Annotated in this window: 20 protein-coding genes; 16 read left to right on the top strand and 4 right to left on the bottom strand. The window is 63.7% G+C overall.

The annotated features are described in order from the left end of the window. Positions 1-191: 191 nt before the first annotated feature. On the top strand, positions 192-2120 hold the full coding sequence (locus tag FJ967_RS09555) for an LTA synthase family protein (RefSeq protein WP_246675234.1): 1929 nt from the start codon (positions 192-194) through the stop codon (positions 2118-2120). Positions 2121-2173: 53 nt separating this feature from the next. On the opposite strand, the gene FJ967_RS09560 is transcribed toward FJ967_RS09555, so the two are convergent. After that, complete coding sequence (locus tag FJ967_RS09560) at positions 2174-3898, bottom strand: pilus assembly protein (protein ID WP_140731451.1); 1725 nt, start codon at positions 3896-3898, stop codon at positions 2174-2176. 458 nt (positions 3899-4356) lie between these two features. Here FJ967_RS09560 and rpsF point away from each other — a divergent pair, with 458 nt between their 5' ends. From rpsF to FJ967_RS09625, 13 genes are all read left to right on the top strand, one after another. After that, positions 4357-4845, top strand: a complete 489-nt coding sequence (gene rpsF / locus FJ967_RS09565; RefSeq protein ID WP_027144123.1) for a 30S ribosomal protein S6 — start codon at positions 4357-4359, stop codon at positions 4843-4845. Continuing rightward, positions 4845-5093 (top strand): 30S ribosomal protein S18, encoded by a 249-nt coding sequence (rpsR, locus tag FJ967_RS09570; RefSeq protein ID WP_006203718.1) that lies wholly within the window; start codon positions 4845-4847, stop codon positions 5091-5093. Before rpsF ends, rpsR begins: the two co-directional genes overlap by 1 nt. A gap of 213 nt (positions 5094-5306) precedes the next feature. Further along, the gene (rplI, locus tag FJ967_RS09575; RefSeq protein ID WP_140731452.1) at positions 5307-5891 is read left to right on the top strand and encodes a 50S ribosomal protein L9; all 585 of its coding nucleotides are present in this window, start codon (positions 5307-5309) and stop codon (positions 5889-5891) included. A gap of 239 nt (positions 5892-6130) precedes the next feature. Next, positions 6131-7423 (top strand): cyclopropane-fatty-acyl-phospholipid synthase family protein, encoded by a 1293-nt coding sequence (locus tag FJ967_RS09580; protein WP_140731453.1) that lies wholly within the window; start codon positions 6131-6133, stop codon positions 7421-7423. A 74-nt stretch (positions 7424-7497) separates the two neighbouring features. Continuing rightward, on the top strand, positions 7498-7821 hold the full coding sequence (locus FJ967_RS09585) for a YnfA family protein (RefSeq protein ID WP_140731454.1): 324 nt from the start codon (positions 7498-7500) through the stop codon (positions 7819-7821). 3 nt (positions 7822-7824) lie between these two features. After that, positions 7825-8787, top strand: coding sequence for a small ribosomal subunit Rsm22 family protein (locus FJ967_RS09590; protein ID WP_140731455.1), 963 nt, complete (start codon positions 7825-7827; stop codon positions 8785-8787). A 233-nt stretch (positions 8788-9020) separates the two neighbouring features. After that, the gene (locus FJ967_RS09595; RefSeq protein ID WP_140710494.1) at positions 9021-10511 is read left to right on the top strand and encodes a replicative DNA helicase; all 1491 of its coding nucleotides are present in this window, start codon (positions 9021-9023) and stop codon (positions 10509-10511) included. 140 nt (positions 10512-10651) lie between these two features. Continuing rightward, positions 10652-12070: a DNA repair protein RadA gene (gene radA, locus FJ967_RS09600; protein WP_140731456.1), complete on the top strand. Its 1419-nt coding sequence runs from the start codon at positions 10652-10654 to the stop codon at positions 12068-12070. 44 nt (positions 12071-12114) lie between these two features. Then, the gene (locus FJ967_RS09605; protein WP_140731457.1) at positions 12115-12774 is read left to right on the top strand and encodes a CvpA family protein; all 660 of its coding nucleotides are present in this window, start codon (positions 12115-12117) and stop codon (positions 12772-12774) included. Positions 12775-12877: 103 nt separating this feature from the next. Further along, on the top strand, positions 12878-14347 hold the full coding sequence (gene purF / locus FJ967_RS09610; RefSeq protein ID WP_140731458.1) for an amidophosphoribosyltransferase: 1470 nt from the start codon (positions 12878-12880) through the stop codon (positions 14345-14347). A gap of 46 nt (positions 14348-14393) precedes the next feature. Then, positions 14394-15134 (top strand): SDR family NAD(P)-dependent oxidoreductase, encoded by a 741-nt coding sequence (locus tag FJ967_RS09615; RefSeq protein ID WP_140731459.1) that lies wholly within the window; start codon positions 14394-14396, stop codon positions 15132-15134. Between the two features lie 79 nt (positions 15135-15213). Then, entirely contained in the window at positions 15214-15855 is a 642-nt protein-coding gene (locus FJ967_RS09620) for a hypothetical protein (protein ID WP_140731460.1), read from the top strand. A 169-nt stretch (positions 15856-16024) separates the two neighbouring features. Then, positions 16025-16243, top strand: a complete 219-nt coding sequence (locus FJ967_RS09625; RefSeq protein WP_015318519.1) for a hypothetical protein — start codon at positions 16025-16027, stop codon at positions 16241-16243. An 85-nt stretch (positions 16244-16328) separates the two neighbouring features. Here the strand turns inward: FJ967_RS09625 and FJ967_RS09630 are convergent, their stop codons facing one another. The 3 genes from FJ967_RS09630 to FJ967_RS09640 form a co-directional block, all read right to left on the bottom strand. After that, complete coding sequence (locus tag FJ967_RS09630; protein WP_140731461.1) at positions 16329-16835, bottom strand: OsmC family protein; 507 nt, start codon at positions 16833-16835, stop codon at positions 16329-16331. Between the two features lie 119 nt (positions 16836-16954). Then, the gene (locus FJ967_RS09635; RefSeq protein ID WP_140731462.1) at positions 16955-17821 is read right to left on the bottom strand and encodes a glutathione S-transferase family protein; all 867 of its coding nucleotides are present in this window, start codon (positions 17819-17821) and stop codon (positions 16955-16957) included. A 26-nt stretch (positions 17822-17847) separates the two neighbouring features. After that, entirely contained in the window at positions 17848-18429 is a 582-nt protein-coding gene (locus FJ967_RS09640; protein ID WP_140731463.1) for a VOC family protein, read from the bottom strand. A gap of 313 nt (positions 18430-18742) precedes the next feature. Here FJ967_RS09640 and FJ967_RS09645 point away from each other — a divergent pair, with 313 nt between their 5' ends. Together FJ967_RS09645 and FJ967_RS09650 are read left to right on the top strand one after the other, a co-directional pair. Next, a complete protein-coding gene (locus FJ967_RS09645) occupies positions 18743-19630 on the top strand; it encodes a DMT family transporter (RefSeq protein WP_140731464.1) in 888 nt (295 codons plus the stop codon). Positions 19631-19705: 75 nt separating this feature from the next. Then, positions 19706-20605 (top strand): DMT family transporter, encoded by a 900-nt coding sequence (locus FJ967_RS09650; protein WP_140731465.1) that lies wholly within the window; start codon positions 19706-19708, stop codon positions 20603-20605. Positions 20606-20686: the final 81 nt, after the last annotated feature.

Below are 20686 nucleotides of genomic sequence, written 5' to 3' on the forward strand. Positions count from 1 at the left end.
CTTCAGGCCGCCACGCGAGATGCGTGCCTGCGCGAGTGTCTGTTCCAAAAGGGCTTTTTGGCGATCACACCTGATGAAAACCGCTCACGAATCGTTTGCTGGCTCTTCTTATTTCCGCCACAGGCGCTAGCTTTGCGTGACAATTATATGACAATCGAGTGACGTGGGTTGTCTTTGGGTGGGAAGTTAGAGTGGCGAAGAGTTTGAAACGTGCCGGCACGGCCGAGCCGCAGTTCCTGGAAGACGATCCGTCGACCGGCTATTTGCCGGGCCGCAGATGGCCTGTCGTCCGATATGGGCTGGTCAGCCTGGCGCTCGCCGCCGTTCTGGTTTTCGCCATCGAGTTGATCGTGCGCGGTGATGTTGCCGGCACCGTCTCCTTCTTCCTGCAGCCGCTCAAGCCTGGCTGGACCACCATAGTCGTGTTCGCGCTGATCCTGATCGGTCTCGATGCCGTGCTTGGCCGCAGTCACCAGAGCCTGATGATTGTCGCGCCGTTGACCCTGTCGCTCGCCTTCGTCGGCCATCAGAAGTCGCATTATCTCGGCGATCCGCTCTATCCGACGGACTTCCTTTACGCCCGCCAGATTTTCGCCCTGCTGCCGCTCCTAGTGCGCGACCGGCCGATGACCGCGCTTGCCATGGTGGTGGGCATCGTCGCCGGCCTGTCGCTGCTCGTCTACGGCTGGCGGCTGTGGCGCCGCAAGGTTCCGGCACTCAGCCACAAGGGTCGCCTCGCCCGATTGACGCTGGCGGTGCCGCTGCTCGCCTTCTTCGTCTCGATCATGGATTACGCCACCTTCTCCTGGACCCGGGACCGTCTGCAGATCATCCCGATCATGTGGGACCAGAAGGAAAACTACGCCTCGAACGGATTTGCACTGGCCTTTGCCCTCAACGTACCGATGGCCCATGTCTCGGCACCGTCGGGCTATTCGGAAAAGGCCATCACGGCGATCGAGCGGCCACAGATCGCGGCTTCGGTGCCCGACGAAAAGCCCGACATCATCATCGTCATGAGCGAATCCTTCTGGGATCCGACCAAGCTGCCGGGCGTCGCCATCACCCCGGATCCCATCCCCAATGTGCGGGCCTTGCGTTCGGGCTCGATGTTCTCGCCCGAATTCGGCGGCATGACCGCCAATATCGAATTCGAGGCGTTGACCGGCTTCTCCAATGCCTTCCTGCCGGCTGGCAGCATCCCCTACCAGCAATATGTCCGCACCCCGACGCCGTCGATGGCGACCTTCCTGAAGAGCGAAGGCTACAGGGCGCGCGCCATTCATCCGGGCACCAACTGGTTCTGGAATCGGGGCGCGGTCTACGCCGATTTCGGCTTCAACGATTTCAAGTCGGAAGAAACCCTACCGCCCATGGAAAAGCGCGGACCGCTGGCATCGGACGCGGCGATGACCGACGAGATCATCCGCGAAGCCGACGCCAGTGAAGACCCCGTGTTCTTCTTTGCCGTCAGCCTGCAGAACCATGGCCCGTATGAACCGAACCGCTATTCGAACCCTACCCACTCGGTGCAAGCTCCGATCAGCCAGTGGGCGCGTGACTCGCTGCTCTCCTATGCCGAAGGCTCAGCCGACGCCGACCGCGGTCTCGAACGGCTGATCGAATGGGCCAAGACGCGGCAGCGGCCGACGATCGTCGCCTTCTTCGGTGACCATCTGCCGCCGCTCGGACCGGTCTATGTCGAAACGGGCTTCCTGAAGGACAACGTCGCACCGCGCAAGGAGCCGACACCCGAGGCTGCCCTCGACCATCACGAGACACCGCTGATCATCTGGTCGAACCGGTCGGGCCCGGTCGAAAATCTGGGCACAGTGAGTCCTGCGTTCCTGCCCTATCATATCCTTACTGCGGCGGGCATCACCCACCCCTACTACACGGGTTTCCTGGGCGAGATGCGGGAGCGCTACCGCGTTGTCGACCGCAACCTGCTGCTCACGCCGGACGGCGCGGCGACGCCCGACTGGTCACGCCAGAAGGAGATCGACCCGGCGATCCGCGACTTCCGGCTGATCCAGTACGACATGATGTTCGGCAAGCGCCATGCAGCGCCCGACTTCTTCCCCGAAACGGTCGACAAGGTCGTCGCCCATACGAGCTGAGCGGGCCGGCAGGCCCGCAACTCCGTGTCGGCCCCGCCTTCGCGACCAGCCGCTCAGTTCGTCAATTGCAGCTTGGAGAACTTGTTGGCGATCTGCAGGAACACGTTCGGCAGGGTGGCCGGATCGTTGACCGCATAATAGTCGGTGGGGTCGGTGGCGCAGGCGCTGTAAAGCGCGCGATTGGCGGCGGTGTCGGATTGCAGCACCATGGTGTAGATTTCGGCACCCTGGTTCTTCAACTGTGTGCACACGCTTTTGGTCCAGCCGTCGACATTTCGGGCGGCCGCCGCCTGGTTGTCCGATCCCATGCGACCCGGAGTGCCGTAAGGCGACCCCGCGAGGTAACCGTAGGACGTATAGTCGGACTTGGTCGGCTCCTCGCTGGCGCCGTAGACGACGTTCTCGCCATCGGTCAGCAGCATGACGATCTTGCTGACCCCAGGCGTCTTCCATGGGGTTCCGTCGGTATAAGGCGCCCCCGGCGACAACACGCGCTGGCCCCAGGCCAGGCCTTCGGAGACATTCGTGCCGGACCCCGCCCAGGCAAGCATCTTGCCGGCTTCCTTGCGAAGTTTCGTAAAATCGTCGGTCAGCGGAACGATCGGCGAAGGACAGGATCGGTTTGGTCCTACCGTCAATTGCAAGGCATTTGGATCCGATGTGGCAGCCGTGGCGATCGAGGTGTTCTGCGGTGCCACATACTTGGCGACCATGTTGAGATCATCCTTCGACGGACCGCCCAGCAAGGCGTTGACCACGCCTCCAAGCAGGCCGCTCAAATCTATTCCAAGGACATTGAGCCCGCCATCTCGAGCAAGCTTGGCCTCGTCGGGCGTGTCCTTGATGAACGAGTTGTTGTAGTATTTGGCGTCGTTCGCATAGCTGCCGGAAGGTGAAGTGCCGTCCCCTGGGCTGTCCGGCGCGAAGTACGGCACGAACAAGGTTTCGGGCTTCGACGGATCAGGCGGCGCATCCGAGATATTCAAGGCACCAGGGCGCGCCTCGACGCAACCTTTCCAGCCTGTGTCCGCGCCGGTGGCGTCCTTCCAGCCTGAGAGCTTGGCGGCCGTGGCCGGATCCTTCATCAACTGCCTGAAAAGCGCCATGTGATTGGGGCGCTTGCCATTGATGGTGGGGAAATTGATGCCGTTGGTGGATGACTTGCCGTCCATGTCGATCCAGGAAGGATCGAACCCGGCGCCATCGACATTGACCGCGGTGACGAATGGAACCAGCGCAACACGCACCTTGCGCGTCGGCGACTGTACCGATTCCAGATCCTGAAGCAGTTTGTCCGTCGCCGTCTTGAGGGCGGCGATGCGGGCGCCTGCCATCGAGCCGGTATTGTCCAGCACCAGGACGACTTCGAGCTGATTGTTCGATTCGACCGCCGACGCATCGACCACGATGTGCTTGCTCTGGCCAAACAGGAAAGCGAAGTTCAGATTGACGTCGGCCGAGGCGACCGCCTTGGTCTTGACGAAATTGACGCCCTTGTCGACGCTCAGCGTGGCCTTCGCGTTGGCGAGTTCGCCGTGTCCGACGATGTTGGCCTGGAAATAGCGGTCGAAAGCATCCGTGCGGGTAATGTCCAGATCGCCAAGATGCGAGGACGCAAGGTTTGCGGCATCGAGCGCGTTCTGCAGGTTGCTCTTCGCCCGCATGATGGTCGAGACGTCGGTCGCGAACGCGACTGCCGACAGAATGGCTGGCAGCCCCAGCCCCATCATCAGCGCGAAATTGCCGCTCTTCGAGCGCCAGAATCTGTTGAGAAGCATTCTTACCCCCGGAAATGCTTGCCGCTTGCGCGGTTGTCCGGGTTTTTGCGCCTTGCATGATGAATCGACCGTTGACGGCGCGGAGCAACCCGGCGCAACCTGACATTGTGGTTAAGGGCCGGTTGCGGGGAAAGTCGCCAGGCTTCGCCGCCGCCGCGGCTTGATTTCCGGCGTGCCGTGACATCAGGGACGGGGCTTGCCCTTGCCTTATCGGCGGATTGCTGTATAGACGCCGCCAATCTGCCGGTCCCAGCTGGGGGCTGAACGGAGGGCCGGAGGTTCTTTCGAGAACCTTCGTGTGAAGCCAGAAGCGCTTCCGCCTCCCGTGTCTCCGCTCTCGACCGTCTCGTCATGCTCCTTTCTTCCCCGCGCCTTCAAGGCACATGCGGGTCAGAGAAGTTGCAGAGGCTTTTGCCGCCGGGAACCGGGAGAGAAACGAAGAAAGGCACCAAGACATAATGGCTCTTTACGAACATGTGTTTCTTGCCCGGCAGGACCTCTCGCAGCAGCAGGTCGATGCGCTTGTCGAACAGTACAAGGGCGTCATCGCAGCGAATGGCGGTTCCGTCGGCCGGGTCGAGAACTGGGGACTGAAGTCCCTCACCTACCGGGTCAACAAGAACCGGAAGGCCTACTACACGCTCATGGATCTCACCTGCCCGCCGGCCGCGCTCAACGAAATGGAGCGCCAGATGGGTCTGTCCGAGGACGTGCTGCGTTTCCTGACCATCAAGGTCGAAGCGCATGAGGAAGGCCCTTCGGCCATGATGCAGAAGCGCGAAGAGCGTTCCGAGCGCGGCGGCTTCGGCGACCGCGACCGTGGCGACCGTCCGGCGCGCAGCTTCGGCGACCGCGGCGATCGTGGCCCGCGTTCGTTCGGCGATCGTGAAGGCGGTGACCGTGGTCCGCGCCGTCCGCGTGAAGGTTTTGAAGGGGGTGCAGAATAATGGTCGACATCAATCAGATCCCGACCCGGCGCCCTTTCCATCGCCGCCGCAAGACCTGCCCGTTCTCCGGCGCCAACGCACCGAAGATCGACTACAAGGACGTGCGTCTCCTGCAGCGCTACATTTCCGAGCGCGGCAAGATCGTGCCCTCGCGCATCACCGCCGTCAGCCAGAAGAAGCAGCGCGAACTCGCCAAGGCGATCAAGCGCGCCCGTTTCCTCGGCCTGCTGCCCTACGTGGTTCGCTAAGTCTTTCGAACGGGCGGTTCGCCGCCCGTCCCTTTCGCCGGCCATGACGGGCATGACCGGCCAGACATCAAATCCCGAGTTGAGGTCAAAAGCCTCTAACTGCCGCGACAGGCAGGACAGCGACACCGGCGGCAACGCCCTTTGCTTCCTGACCTGTTCCAGAAATCTGGCGTCCACCTCTTGGAAGGACGCCCAACCGAAAGGAATATAACCATGGAAGTCATTCTTCTCGAACGCGTTTCCCGCCTCGGCCAGATGGGCGATACCGTCAAGGTCAAGGACGGTTTTGCCCGTAACTTCCTGCTGCCGCAGGGCAAGGCGCTGCGCGCCAACGAAGCCAACAAGAAGAAGTTTGAAGGCCAGCGCGCCCAGCTCGAAGCCCGCAACCTCGAGCGCAAGTCGGAAGCGGCCCAGGTGGCGGAGAAGCTAGACGGCAAGAGCTTCATCGCGGTGCGTTCGGCCGGCGAGACCGGCCAGCTCTACGGTTCGGTGTCGACCCGCGACATCGCCGACTTGCTGACGGCGGAAGGTTTCTCGGTCAACCGCAACCAGATCCAGCTCAACCAGCCGATCAAGACCATCGGCCTCACCAATGTGGCGATCGCGCTGCATCCGGAAGTCGAGGTCACCATCACGCTCAACATCGCCCGTACGGCGGACGAGGCCGAGCGCCAGGCCAAGGGCGAGACGCTGACCACCGCCGAAGCCATCTATGGCGACGACATCAACGACAATGCGCGGCCGGAAAACTTCTTCGATCCGAACGCCGAATTCGACGGCGGCGAAGACAACGCCTGATCGCGTTTTCGGGCGCCAAGCCGGCGCCTGCTTCGTTCTGACGGTTTCCAATCGTTACTGGACCAACGCCCGGGCCTCTGGCCCGGGCTTTTTTGTGCCAAACGGAACTTTTCGACACCCTATATCTTGTGCACATTGCAGCGTGGCGCGTCGATTGGACGCGGGCGATGCGCTGTGCACTTTTGATTTGGCAATACCGGTCCGATCACCGGGTGGTCCGACCGAGGGGACATGTGGTCATGAATATTCTGCTGAAGCGCGTTCTCGATCGTCTGGTGCGTACGGGTAATCTCAAGGTAACCGGCCCGAAGGGCTCGACATTCACGTTCGGTGACGGCAGCGGCGAGCCGGTGCATATGCATATCAAGACGCGCCATGCCGAACGCGCCATCACCTTCGATCCGATGCTGGCGGTGCCCGAAGCCTACATGGACGGCGAACTCGACATTCTCGAAGGCGGCGTCCTCGGCCTGATGCGCATCGCCTTCCAGAACATGGGCAGCGGCGGCATCGACGCGACCTGGTCGAAAGCCATCGAGGGCCTGCGCCACGCCTTCCGCCGCCTGCAGCAGATCAACACCGCTTCGCGCTCGCGCCGCAACGTACAGCGCCACTACGATCTGTCGGGCGAGCTCTACCGGCTCTTCCTCGACGAGGACATGCAGTATTCCTGCGCCTATTTCGAGCAACCCGACATGACGCTGGACGAGGCGCAGGCCGCCAAGAAGCGCCATATCGCCGCCAAGCTGAGGCTGAAGGCCGGCCAGACGGTGCTCGACATCGGCTCCGGCTGGGGCGGGCTCGGCCTCTATCTCGCCAAGGCCTTCGACGTCGACGTGCAGGGCGTGACGCTGTCGACCGAACAGCATGGCGTCGCCACCGACCGCGCGCATGCGCAAGGGCTGGAAAACCACGTCCATTTCGAACTGAAGGATTATCGCGAGCTCAACGAACGCTTCGACCGCATCGTTTCGGTCGGCATGTTCGAGCATGTCGGCGTCAACCACTACCGCACCTTCTTCGACAAGGCGGCGACATTGCTGAAGCCTGATGGCGTCATGCTTCTGCACACGATCGGCCGATCCGGCGTGCCGTGGGCGACCAGCGCCTTCATCCGCAAGTATATTTTCCCGGGCGGCTACATTCCGGCGATGTCCGAAGTGCTGCCGGCGATCGAGAAGTCCGGCCTGGTGGTCACCGACGTGGAGATCCTGCGGCTCCACTATGCCGATACGCTGAAGCATTGGGCCCTGCGCTTCGCGGCCAACCGCGACAAGGCCAAGGCGATCTATGACGAGCGCTTCTGCCGCATGTGGGAGTTCTATCTCGCCGCCTCTGAAGCGGCCTTCCGCTGGCAGGACCTGGTGATCTTCCAGTTCCAGATCGCCAAGAAGAACGACACGCTGCCGATGACGCGCGACTATATGGCGAAATGCGAGAAGGCGCTGGAGATGCGCGACATGGGCCACCGCGAGGCGATCCCCGTCGAAAAGCCGGCCAAACCGGTCCGGCGCCGCAAAGTGGCGGAATAGGACACGTTATTGGCGCTTGCCATTGCGGGTTCCTGCCCCGAAAAAGGCCTCGTGAACGTCACGGGGCCTTTTTCATGACCTATGTGCTCTACGCGGCCGCGGCGCTGGCCGAAATCGCCGGCTGCTTTTCGGTATGGGCGTGGTGGCGGCTGGAGAAATCGCCGCTCTGGCTGCTGCCGGGCTTTGCCTCGCTGCTTGCGTTTGCCTGGCTTCTGGCCATGGTCGATACCAACGCGGCTGGCCGCGCCTATGCCGCTTACGGCGGTATCTATATCGTGGCCTCGCTGGCCTGGCTGTGGCTGGTCGAAGGCGTGCGGCCCGATCGCTGGGACCTCGCCGGTGCCACGCTCTGCATGGCCGGCGCCACGATCATCCTGTTTGCGCCGCGAGGGGCATAGACCGTGGAACTGCCGGCCGCTCTTCGACAGGCTGTCGATCGTATCCTGGAAAAAATGCCGCTGCCCGAGCTGAAGCAGGCGGCGAAAACCCTGTCCGACCGCTACCGCGCCGAACTGCGCGACGGCCGCCTGCACATGGCGCAGGACATGGCGGTCAAGGCCTATCTGGCGACGCGAATGCCGGCGACCTATGCGGCCGTCCGCGCCAGCCTCGATGCGCTCGCCGAAGCCCGGCCGGATTTCGCGCCCGCGAGTCTGCTCGATGTCGGCGCCGGTCCTGGCACGGTGCTTTGGGCCACCAGCCAGATCTGGCCCGAGCTGGAACGCGCCACGCTGTTGGAAGCGAGTGCAGCCGTGCGCAAGGTCGGCGAGGCGCTCGCGTCCGATGCGATCGCGGCCCGGACCGTCTGGCAGGCAGGCGATGTCACGATAGATCTTGCCGGACTCCAGCCGGCGGATCTCGTCACATGCGCCTATGTGCTCGATGAGATCGTGCCGGCATCCCTGCCCAAAATGGTGGACCGCATGTGGCAGCTCACGACGGACACGCTGCTGATCGTCGAGCCAGGCACGCCGGCGGGCTGGCAGCGCATCCTTGCCGTGCGCGCGCAATTGATCGAGGCCGGCGCGCATGTGCTTGCGCCCTGCCCGCACGAGGCGCCCTGCCCGCTCAGCCCGCCGGACTGGTGCCATTTTTCCCGCCGGGTCGCCCGTTCGCGGCTGCACCGGCTGGCCAAGGACGGCGACGTGCCGTGGGAGGACGAGAAGTTTATCTATGTCGCGGCTTCGCGGCGGCCGGCGGCTTCCCATGCCGCACGAGTAATCGCGCCGCCGAAAGCCGGCTCCGGCAAGGTAACGCTGAAACTTTGCCAGCCAAATGGCAGTGCCGGCGAACGACTCCTCACCAAGCGTGACGGCGAAGCGTTCAAAGTGGCCCGGCGGCTGGACTGGGGCGATGCGCTTTAACGCGGAAGTAGGTGAACGATCGATTGTTCTTGCTTCGTTCCAGGCCTGCGTGTAAGAATCATCGCTTGCCGAGTCAAACGGAATCGGGACACGGGAACACTCTCCTGTGGACGGTTTGCCGTCCCTGTGAACAACGAGCATCAAGACAGCTTGGACAGGCACTGTTGCAGATAAGTCAGCACCGACTTGTCCAGTTCTGATATCGAAAGGGCGGGATTGAAACCGGGGATATCATGGCAGAGGCAGCGCGAAAATTCGGCGTGGCGGAACAACCGCTCTATCGCGAGGCGCCAAACAATATCGAGGCCGAGCAGGCGCTGCTCGGCGCGATCCTCGTCAACAACGATGCCTTCTACCGTGTCTCCGACTTCCTGAAAGCGGGCCACTTCCATGAACCCTTGCATCGCAAGATTTTCGAAGTCGCGGCCGAGCTCATCCGCATGGGCAAGGTAGCGACGCCGATCACCTTGAAGACCTTCCTGCCGGCTGACGAGAAAGTCGGCGACATGACGGTGGCGCAATATGTGGTGCGCCTGGCGGTGGAGGCGGTCACGGTCGTCAACGCCACCGACTACGGCCGCGCCATCTATGACCTGGCGACACGGCGGGCGCTGATCACCGTCGGCGAGGACATGGTCAACATCGCCTATGACGCACCTGTCGACATGTCGCCTTCCGAGCAGATCGAGGACGCCGAGCGGCGGCTGTTCGAACTGGCCGAAACCGGGCGCTATGACGGCGGCTTCGAGAGCTTCACCGACGCGGTCAAAACCGCGGTCGACATGGCCAACGCCGCCTATATGCGCGACGGCGGTCTGTCGGGCCTCGCCACCGGCATGCGCGATCTCGACCGCCGCATGGGCGGCCTGCAACCCTCCGACCTGATCGTGCTTGCCGGCCGCCCGGGCATGGGCAAGACCTCGCTCGCCACCAACATCGCCTTCAACGTCGCCGAAGCCTATGTGCCGGCACAACAGGCCGACGGCTCGTTCAAGGCGGCCAATGGCGGCGTGGTCGGCTTCTTCTCGCTCGAAATGTCGTCCGAGCAGCTCGCCACCCGTATCATCTCCGAACAGACGGAAATCTCGTCCTCGAAGATCAGGCGAGGCGAAATCAGCGAAATGGATTTCGAAAAACTGGTGGCCTGTTCGCAGACCATGCAGAAGATCCCGCTGTTCATCGACCAGACCGGCGGTATTTCCATCGCCCAGTTGTCGGCCCGTGCGCGTCGCCTGAAGCGCCAGCGTGGCCTAGACCTGATCGTCATCGACTATATCCAGCTTATGCAGGGCTCATCCGCCAAGTCCTCGCAGAACCGCGTGCAGGAAATCACCGAGATCACCACGGGCCTGAAGGCGCTGGCAAAGGAACTGACCGTGCCGATCATCGCGCTGTCGCAGCTGTCGCGTCAGGTCGAAAGCCGCGACGACAAGCGCCCGCAGCTTTCGGACTTGCGCGAATCCGGTTCGATCGAGCAAGACGCCGACGTCGTCATCTTCGTCTATCGCGAGGAGTATTACCTCAAGAACCGCGAGCCGAAGCTCGGTACCGAGGAATATGTCAAATGGGAAAACGAGATGAACGAGATGCGTGGCAAGGCCGAGGTGATCGTGGCCAAGCAGCGCCACGGGCCGACGGGCACGGTCACGCTCGCCTTCCACGGCGAATTCACCCGCTTCTCGGACCTGGCGGAAGAGCATCATATCGCCGAGAGGTTCGAGTAACCGTTTGATCGCGACCCCAACAGCAATAATCGGTCTCGGCGCTCTGCTGCGCCCTCCTCTGTCCTGCCGGATATTTCCCTCGCGAGGGTGGAGATTGACTGTCGCGCGCGGCGCCTGCCAGCAAGGAAACAGGTAACAGCTTGGCCAAATCGCGCGTCCAGTTCATCTGCCAGAATTGCGGCTCGGTGCATCAGCGCTGGGCCGGCAAATGCGACGCCTGCGGCGAGTGGAACACGCTGGTCGAGGAAGGCACGTCGGGCGGCATTGGTTCGGGGCCGGCCAATACGCGCAATGCCCGCAAGGGCCGGGCGGTGGTGCTGACCACGCTTTCTGGCGACATCGAGGATGCCCCGCGCATCGTCTCGGGCATCGGCGAACTCGACCGCGCCACCGGCGGCGGCTTCGTGCGCGGCTCGGCGCTCCTGGTCGGCGGCGATCCCGGCATCGGCAAGTCGACGCTGCTCACGCAGGCGGCCGCCGCACTTGCCTCGCGGGGCCACCGCATCGTCTATGTCTCGGGCGAGGAAGCCGTGGCCCAGATCAGGCTGCGCGCGCAGCGGCTCGGCGTCGCCTCGACGCCGGTCGAACTCGCGGCCGAAACCAATGTCGAGGATATCCTCGCCACGATCGCCGACGGCAAGCGGCCGGACCTGGTCATCCTCGATTCGATCCAGACGCTGTGGACAGACTTGGCCGATTCGGCACCAGGCACGGTCACCCAGGTGCGCGCCGCCGCCCAGGCGATGATCCGCTATGCCAAATCCACAGGCGCCGCGATCGTGCTGGTCGGCCATGTCACCAAGGAAGGCCAGATAGCCGGGCCACGCGTGGTCGAACACATGGTCGACGGGGTGCTTTATTTCGAGGGCGAAGGCGGCCACCACTATCGCATCCTGCGCACGGTGAAGAACCGCTTCGGACCGACCGACGAGATCGGCGTCTTCGAAATGTCGGACAAGGGGCTGCGCGAAGTCTCCAATCCTTCCGAGCTTTTCCTGGGCGAACGGCATGCGAAATCGCCGGGCGCGGCGGTTTTTGCCGGCATGGAAGGAACGCGGCCGGTTCTGGTCGAGATCCAGGCACTGGTCGCCGCGTCCTCGCTCGGCACGCCGCGCCGCGCCGTGGTCGGTTGGGACAGTTCGCGCCTGTCCATGATCCTCGCGGTGCTGGAAGCCCATTGCGGCGTGCGCTTCGGTCAGCACGACGTCTATCTCAACGTCGCCGGCGGCTACCGCATCTCGGAGCCGGCGGCAGACCTCGCGGTCGCCGCCGCACTGGTTTCATCGCTCACCGGTATTGCCCTTCCCGCAGATTGCGTCTATTTCGGCGAAATCAGCCTGTCGGGCGCCGTGAGGCCGGTTGCGCATGCGCAGCAACGCCTCAAGGAAGCCGAAAAGCTGGGCTTTGGAAGCGCGGTTCTGCCTTTGGGCAGTGAAGAACTTGCTGGTGGTAACGGGGCCGGGGGAATCGGAACCGGCGCTTTCCAGCCCACCGAGCTAGCCGACCTCGTGGCGCGCATTGCCGGCTCACGACGCAGCCGCGCCAACGAAGAAGAGTGACGCGGCTCACCCGGTGGTGAGCAACACGGAGTGGGGCGAAAGACATGCCGATTACGCTGCTGGACGGAATTCTCGTCGGCTTCACCCTGGTCTCGGCGATGCTCGCCATGGTTCGCGGTTTCTCGCGCGAGGTGCTTTCGGTCGTGTCCTGGGCGGCAGCGGCGGCGGCGGCATTCTTCTTCTACAAGCCGGTCCTGCCCTATCTGAAGCCCTATATCGAGAACGAGAAGATCGCCATGGCGGCGTCTGCCGGCGTCGTCTTCATCATCGCGCTGATCGTCGTCTCGGTCATCACCATGAAGCTCGCGGACTGGATCATCGATTCGCGCATCGGCGCGCTCGACCGTACGCTCGGCTTCCTCTACGGCGCGGCGCGCGGCATCCTGGTCGTGGCGGTGGCGCTGCTGTTCTTCAACTGGCTGGCCGGCGCCAAGGCACCGGCCTGGGTCACGGAAGCCAAGTCGCGGCCGCTGCTCGAACAGATCGGCGCCAAGCTCGAAAGCCTGCTGCCCGAGGATCCGGAAAACGCCATCCTCAAGAAGCTCAATCCGAATCAGCCGGCAGCCGAGGCGCCAGCAGCGCCCGACGCACCGGCGGCGGATGCTCCGGCCGGTGGCGATGATGCCAATGCGCCGGCGCCCGACGACAACGACGCGGGCCCGGCGGACAACACGGCCAAGCCTGCGCCGGCACCGGCAAACTGACGCCCAAACGGGCGTCGGAAGACCGATCGATGTGAACGACCGCACGCAGTGCGTTGCTTTCGATGCGCGAGCGCCTTATATGGCGATTTTAGCGGAGCTTAAGATGGCAGACGCAGACGACGTGCTTTCCGCCGAGGCCGACGATCATTTCCATGACGAATGTGGCGTGTTCGGCATTTTTGGCCGGCAGGATGCTGCGGCTATCGTCACACTCGGCCTGCATGCGCTGCAGCATCGTGGCCAGGAAGCCGCCGGCATCGTCTCCTATGACGGCACCCAGTTCCATGTCGAACGTCACGTCGGCCTGATCGGCGACACCTTCACCAAGCAACGCGTCATCGACAGCCTGCAAGGCAACCGCGCCATCGGCCACACGCGCTACGCCACGACCGGCGGTGCCGGCATGCGCAACATCCAGCCCTTCTTCGCCGAATTGGCCGATGGCGGCTTTGCCGTCGCCCACAACGGCAATCTGACCAACGCCATGACCGTGCAGCGCGCGCTGCAGAAGCAAGGGGCGATCTTCTCCTCCACTTCCGACACCGAGACGCTGCTGCATCTGGTCGCGACCAGCAAGGAGCGCGATCTCAACTCGCGCTTCATCGACGCAGTGCGGCAGGTCGAAGGCGCCTTCTCGCTGGTGGCGATGACGGCCAAGAAGATGATCGGCTGCCGTGATCCGCTGGGCATTCGCCCGCTGGTGCTCGGCGATCTCGACGGCGCCTGGATCCTGGCATCCGAAACCTGCGCGCTCGACATTATCGGGGCCCGCTTCGTGCGCGACCTGAAGCCCGGCGAGATGGTCGTCGTCACCTCGAAGGGCATAGAAAGCCTGTTCCCGTTCGAGCCGCAGAAGACCCGCTTCTGCATCTTCGAATATGTCTATTTCGCCCGGCCGGATTCCTCGGTCGAGGGCCGCAATGTCTATGAGGTGCGCAAACGCATCGGCGCCGAACTCGCGCAGGAAAACCCTGTCGAGGCCGACATCGTCGTGCCGGTGCCGGATTCCGGCACGCCGGCGGCGATCGGCTTTTCCCAGGCGGCGGGTATTCCCTTCGAGCTCGGCATCATCCGCAACCACTATGTCGGCCGCACCTTCATCCAGCCCGGCGATTCCATCCGGCACATGGGCGTCAAGCTGAAGCACAACGCCAACCGCCGCATGATCGAGGGCAAGCGCGTGGTGCTGGTCGACGATTCCATCGTGCGCGGCACCACCAGCCAGAAGATCGTGCAGATGGTGCGCGATGCCGGCGCCAGGGAAGTGCACATGCGCATCGCCTCGCCGCCGACCAGCGCATCGTGCTTCTACGGCGTCGACACGCCGGAGAAGTCGAAGCTTCTGGCATCGCGCATGTCGGTGCAGGAAATGGCCGAATTCATCCGCGTCGATTCGCTCGGCTTCCTCTCGATCAACGGGCTCTACCGCGCCGTCGGCGAGGCCAGCCGCAACGACGAGCAGCCGCAGTTCTGCGATGCCTGCTTCACCGGTCAGTACCCGACCCGCCTGCTCGACTTCGAAGGCCACGACAATGTGCGCACGCTGTCGCTGCTGGCGACCAGCGGGGCCTAGGATTGCCGGCCCGTCACCAGCCTAGTCAGTTACCGGAAGCCATCGCATGACCCTCGACCTTACCGGCCGCGTCGCGGTCGTCACCGGCGCCTCGCGCGGCATCGGCTATTTCATCGCTAAGGAATTGGCGGCTGCCGGCGCCCATGTCATCGCGGTTGCCCGCACCGTCGGCGGGCTGGAAGAACTCGACGACCAGATCAAGGCGGCCGGCGGCCAGGCGACGCTGGTGCCGCTCGATCTCGCCGACATGGCCGGCATCGACCGGCTGGGCGGCGCCATCCACGAGCGCTGGGGCAAGCTCGACATTCTCGTTGCCAATGCCGGCGTGCTCGGCGTCATTTCGCCGATCGGCCATGTCGAGGCCAAGACCTTCGAGAAGGTGATGACCATCAACGTCACCTCGACCTGGCGGCTGATCCGCTCGGTCGACCCATTGCTCAGGCTTTCGGATGCCGGGCGCGCCATTATCCTGTCTTCGAACGCCGCGCATTCGGCGCGCGCGTTCTGGGCGCCTTACGCGGCATCGAAGGCGGCGGTGGAGACCATGATGCGCTCCTGGGCGCATGAGACGCAAAGCCTGGCCCTGCGCGTCAACGCCGCCGATCCCGGCGCCACCCGCACGGCGATGCGCGCTCAGGCCGTGCCGGGCGAGGATCCCGAGACGCTGCCGCACCCTTCTGAGATCGCCAGACGCATCGTGCCGCTGGGCAGCCCGGAGCTCAGGGAAACCGGGCTGATCTTCCAGGCTAAGCACAACCGTTTCGTCTCCTACCGGCAACCGGAATAAAACTCGCGCGCGAAACGGATTAAAAGCGGCCTCGGCTACGTTCTCCTGGTGTAGGAGATTCGAAAACCGGAGGACCGACATGCCCAGACCCGTTATCGTTGCCGCCGCTGCCCTGATCGCCGCTCTTGGGGCTACAGCCGGCACGGCCGTTGCCCAGGATGCCAAAATGAGCTTCTTCGTCACCAGTGTCGGTTCCGGCAAGGGCGCCGATCTCGGCGGCCTGAAGGGCGCGGACGCCCATTGCGCATCGCTGGCCGAAGCTGCCGGCGTCACCGGCAAGAGCTGGCATGCCTATCTTTCGACGAGCGCCGAGGACGCGCGCGACCGCATCGGTAAGGGCCCGTGGTTCAATGCCAAGGGCGAGAAGATCGCCGATGACGTCGCCTCGTTGCACAGCGACGCCAACGGCATCACCAAACAGACCGCGTTGAACGAGAAGGGCGAGACGGTCAACGGCCGCGGCGATACGCCCAACCGGCACGACATGCTGACCGGCTCGAAGCCGGACGGCACCCGGATCGCCGACCAGACCTGCGGCGACTGGACGATGAGCGGGGCTGAAGGGGTGGCCATGATGGGTCATCACGACCGCACCGGCCTCGACGATTCGACGGCGGCGAAGTCGTGGAACTCCTCGCATGCCTCACGTGGCGGTTGCAGCCAGGAGGCGCTGAAAGGCACGGGCGGCGACGGCCTGTTCTATTGCTTCGCGACCGACTGAAGCGTGGCGGCGGGAGCACGCCAGTCCGAAAATCCGCCGCCTCATCACGCGGCTGTGATCTGAGGGAAGAAGGCCGCGCGGCGGTCATGCTTTCGTCATTTCCGGGGAGTTGTTAGGATCGGACGACTCCCACAACAAGCGCCCCGCTGGGCAGAACAAGGAAATCCCCATGGCTACGACCGCAGCATTGGTCTGGTATCTGGTAATCGCCGGCCCGCAGGGTGGCATGGTCGTGCTGCCCAGCACCTTCGACAAGCGCGAACAGTGCACCGCCGCCATCACCGAGTACCAGAAGCAGCCGACACCCGCCGGCTGGTCCGTGCAGTGCGTGCCGAGCGCCTCGCCCTTCACCGACGAGGGCGATGCCGAAGAGCCGGCAGCACAGTAAGCAAGCGCTGCACCGACAAAAGCCGGCGGGACAGCGCGCCCCTCTGCCCTGCCGGGCATCTCCCACGTAAGGGAGATTCGCAGCTTCAACGGCGTGCGCTGACCGTCAGTTCCGGCTTCTGGTTGATGGTCTGGAAAACCACGCAATAGCGCTCGGTCAGCTTCAGCAGCGAATCGATCCGCTCCTGCGGCTCGTCGGTGTCGAGGCTGAAATTGAGCCGGATGGCGCGAAAGCCAACCGGCGCATCCTTGGCGACCCCCAGCGTTCCGCGGAAATCAAGATCGCCTTCGGCTTCCACAGTGGCCGCGCCAAGCTTGAACTCGAGCGCCGTCGCCACTGCTTTCAACGTCACCCCCGCACACGCCACCAGCGCCTCGAGCAGCATGTCGCCGGAACACAGTTCGAGCCCTGAGCCGCCCGTCGCCGGATGCAGGCCGGCTACGGCAATCGCCCTGCCCGTCTCGACCTTGCAAGCGATCGACTGGTCGTCGATCGCTCCCTTGGCTCGCAGCGTGATCAGTGCGCGTGAGGCGTCACCGCGATAGGTTTCCTTCAGCGGCGCCTGCATGGCCTTCAATCCGGTCGCATCCATGTCTTGCCCTTTCGATCGCTTTCTTGCGCAGCACTATCCCTGGACGGATTACGGCAGCACGAGAAGAGGGAGAAGCCCGGTGATTTCGCGACGCTGGCCAACAGCGCCTGTCGGCCGCGTCACGCCCTGGCCTGTGACCTCACATGGGCGATGTAGCCGCGCACGTCGCCGGCTGGGCCGGCATAGGCCTTGCCGAGCTTCTTCTCCATCGCTGCCATGTATTCCTTCGCCCATTTGGGCAAGGCGTAGTCGATCACCGCAAGGAACTCGAGGGTCGCCGCGAGGCGGATGTCGGCGATCGACGGATTCTTGCCGCCGATGAACGGCTTGCCGTCGCGGAAGAAGGAATGGAAGACCTCGAGCGGTTCGGCAATGGCGGCGACCGCCGCCTTCTGCGCCTCGGATTTCCTGTCCGGATGGGCGTCACTGTGGCCGACCTCCCCGGCATATTGCGGGAAGCCGAGCGCCGGATAAGTGGCGCGCGCCACATAGGGATAGAGCGTGCCGATCAGATAGAACATGGCGCTGTCTATCATCGCCCGCTTGGCCGGCGCCTTGGGGTAGAATTTCTCCAACCCGTGCTTGTTGGACAGGTATTGCATGATGGCGCAGCTCTCCCACAGCACGCCGCGCGGCAAGCCCTTGTCCTCGATCATCGGCGTCAGGTGCGCCGGATTGCGCGCCATGTATTCGGGCGAGCGCGTGTGTCCCCACGCATCGGTCTCGGCATGATCGAGCCCGGCGGCGCGGGCAAAGACACGAACAGTCATGTTGTTGACGCTCGGCTTCAGCATGCTGATGGTCAGCGCCGGCTTTTTTGCCGGTTTCGCCTTGGCCGCGCTCTTGCCGGCGGCTGCCTTCGACGCCGTCTTGGCCGCCGGTTTGGCAGATCCTTTTGCTGCCGGCTTCGCGGCGGCCGCTTTTGCTGGCTTCGCCGCTGGTTTGGCCACCGGTTTCCTTGCGCTCTTGGTTACTGCCTTTGCCACGTATTCCTCCCTTGCCTGTTCAATCTTCAATATGGATTTTTGGGTGCCCGGTCGGCCGACAATGTCGCACGCGCGCGTTCCACCAGCGCCTGGATGGCGTCGGCCAGATGCACCTCGGCGATGTTGTAGTCGCCACGCGCGACGCGAAGCTTATGCGCCTCCATCAGGACATCGGCGTGGGTGAAGCCCGCGGGAGGCTCGAAACGATAGGAGGCGAGTTCGATCAGCAGGCCGAGCGGATCCTCGAAATAGATCGAATCCATGAAGCCGCGATCCTTGACGCCGCTGTGCTTGATGGCGCGTTGATCGAGCCGGGCAACCGCCTGCAGGAAGGTCACGCGCGACACCGCAAAGGCGATGTGATGGACGCAGCCCGGATCGGTCGGAGTGCGGCGCTTCTCGGCCGTGCGGGTCTCGTCGGTGAAGATGGTGATCAGCCGGCCGTCGCCCGGATCGAAATAGAGATGGCTTTCGCTCGGCTTGTCGAGGTTGGGCTGCTCGAAGATGAAAGGCATACCCAGAACACCTTCCCAGAAATCGATCGAGGTCTGTCGGCCCGCACCGACCAGCGTGATGTGATGGACGCCTTGCGACTGCAGCTTCTGCATCAGCCCTCTCCCCCGACTATCTGGCACAGGCGGCCCGTCGGGCCGTGCCTGCGGATCCTACATCCGGCACGAGCCGAGCGCCAATTCCCTCTCTATCCCCGGCGTTCTTCGGCTCCGGTTTATAAGACGATGCTAAACCAATCAGCCATGCCGCGCCAGAAGCCGCAGAGAGAGGTCGTCCTTGGCGCCGCCGTTCGCTGCCCCAAACGCAAGCACGGCGCTGGAGCAGCGCGGTGCCTGATTTCGCCCGTATAGCTGGCGCAAGCGGAGCCGACCGGGGCTGGAGCCGCTCTCACACAAGCAAGCGCACCTTATGGCCGACATCGCCATTCTCGATACACGCGAAAGGGTTCTCGCCGGAATCCTGCTGACGGGTGCGGCCTATTTGCTGTTTTCGACGCAGGATGCCTCGATCAAGCTGCTGGTCGCCGGGCTGACCGTCTGGCAGATCATGTTCTTCCGCTCCATCACCATTCTGGCTGCCTGTGCCGTGATCGGCGGGAAGCGGCTGTTTGCCGATACCGTGCGCTCGCCGATTGTGTTGCCGATGCTGGTGCGCAGCGCCTTCACGCTTGCCGCCTGGCTCTGCTACTACAATGCCGCCCGCAGCCTGCAGCTCGCCGAACTGACCACCGTCTATTACGCCGCGCCGATCATCGTCACCGTGCTTTCGGTGGTCCTGCTCGGTGAAAAGGTGCCCGTTCTTCGCTGGCTGGCAGTCCTGATCGGCTTTGCCGGCGTCTTTGTCGCCTGCGATCCGACCCGTCTCGGCCTGTCGGTGCCCGTCTTGCTGGTGTTGACGGCGGCTCTGCTGTGGGGCATCGCTATCGTGCTCCTGCGCAAGACCGCGCTTGCCGAGCGCTCGATGATCCAGCTTCTCCTCAACAATTTCTATTTCCTGCTGTTTTCGGGCGTGCCAGCCCTGTTGTGGTGGCGCATGCCGGACTGGCCCCAGCTGCTGCTGCTTGCCAGCGTCGGCGCGCTCGGCGGCCTGGCGCAATATCTTCTCTTCGAAGGCATGAAGCGCACGCCGGCATCGATCCTGGCGCCCCTCGAATACACCTCGCTGTTGTGGGCGTTCGCGCTCGGCTTCACGATCTGGGGCGACGTGCCGCGCCGCGAGGTCTTTGTGGGTGCCGCACTGATCATCGCCGCAGGCCTGCTGATTGTCGGCGGCGAGCATTTCCGCAAGCGCGCATAATATGGGCGACGATGGTGTGGATGGCCGTTACTCCCGACACGACGATGTCAGGATCAGGCAAGGTAGGCTGCGTGCATGACTGAGATCACGGCCGCCGCGGAAACCAACGAACGCACGCTTGGCATCCTGCTGGTGTCGTCCTCGGCGGCTGTTTTCGGGCTGACCGGCGTGCTGACCAAGTCGATCCATGCCGATCCGCTGACGATCACCTGCTGGCGTGGCTTTGTCGGCTCGATCCTGATCAGCCTCTACGTGCTGTGGCGGCGCCGCCGTGCCGGCAAGCGTGAGCCGCTGCGGCTTGGCTGGCGCGGCTGGCTGCTGGCGGTGGAAGGCGCGCTGGCAAGCATCGCCTTCATCTCGGCTTTCAAGTTCACTTTCGTCGCCAATGTCGCGGTCATCTACGCGACTTCGCCGTTCATTGCCGCGATACTCGCCTGGATCCTGGTGCGCGAGCCGTTCCGTCTCCAGACGATGGTGGCGGCGGCTGTGTCGCTATGCGGGGTCGCCATCATGGTCTGGTCGGGTTTCGGCACCGGCAATCTGTTCGGCGACGGTCTCGCACTGCTGATGACGGCGGGCAGCGCGCTCTACATGATCATGGTGCGCGCTTTCCGCGACACGCCCGTGGTGTGGGCCGGCGCGGTTTCGGCCTTCCTGCTGTTCATCCTCGGCTGGTTCGTCACCGATCCCCTGGCGGTCTCGCCAAGGGACGCCGTCCTGCTTGCCACATTCGGCGCCTCTTTCGCACTGGCTTCGATCCTATGGACAGAAGGCTCGAGGCTCATCCCAGCGCCTGAATCCGGCCTGCTGGGCTCGGCGGAAGTGCCGTTCGCGATTCTCTTCGCGTTCCTGTTCCTGGCCGAAATACCGCCGGTGGCCAGCATGGTCGGGGGCGCCATCGTGCTCTGCGCGGTCTTCGCCCATGCCGGCCGGGACTGGCTGAAGGCTCGACAGGCATCGTCAAAAATTTCCTAAAAAAATGACACAGTCACGGAACCATCACCGGACTCAGACATTATTGGTGCGACGGGCCACCCCCCAAGTCCCCCCAAACCC

The organism is Mesorhizobium sp. B2-3-4 (assembly GCF_006442315.1).
Lineage (GTDB): Bacteria > Pseudomonadota > Alphaproteobacteria > Rhizobiales > Rhizobiaceae > Mesorhizobium.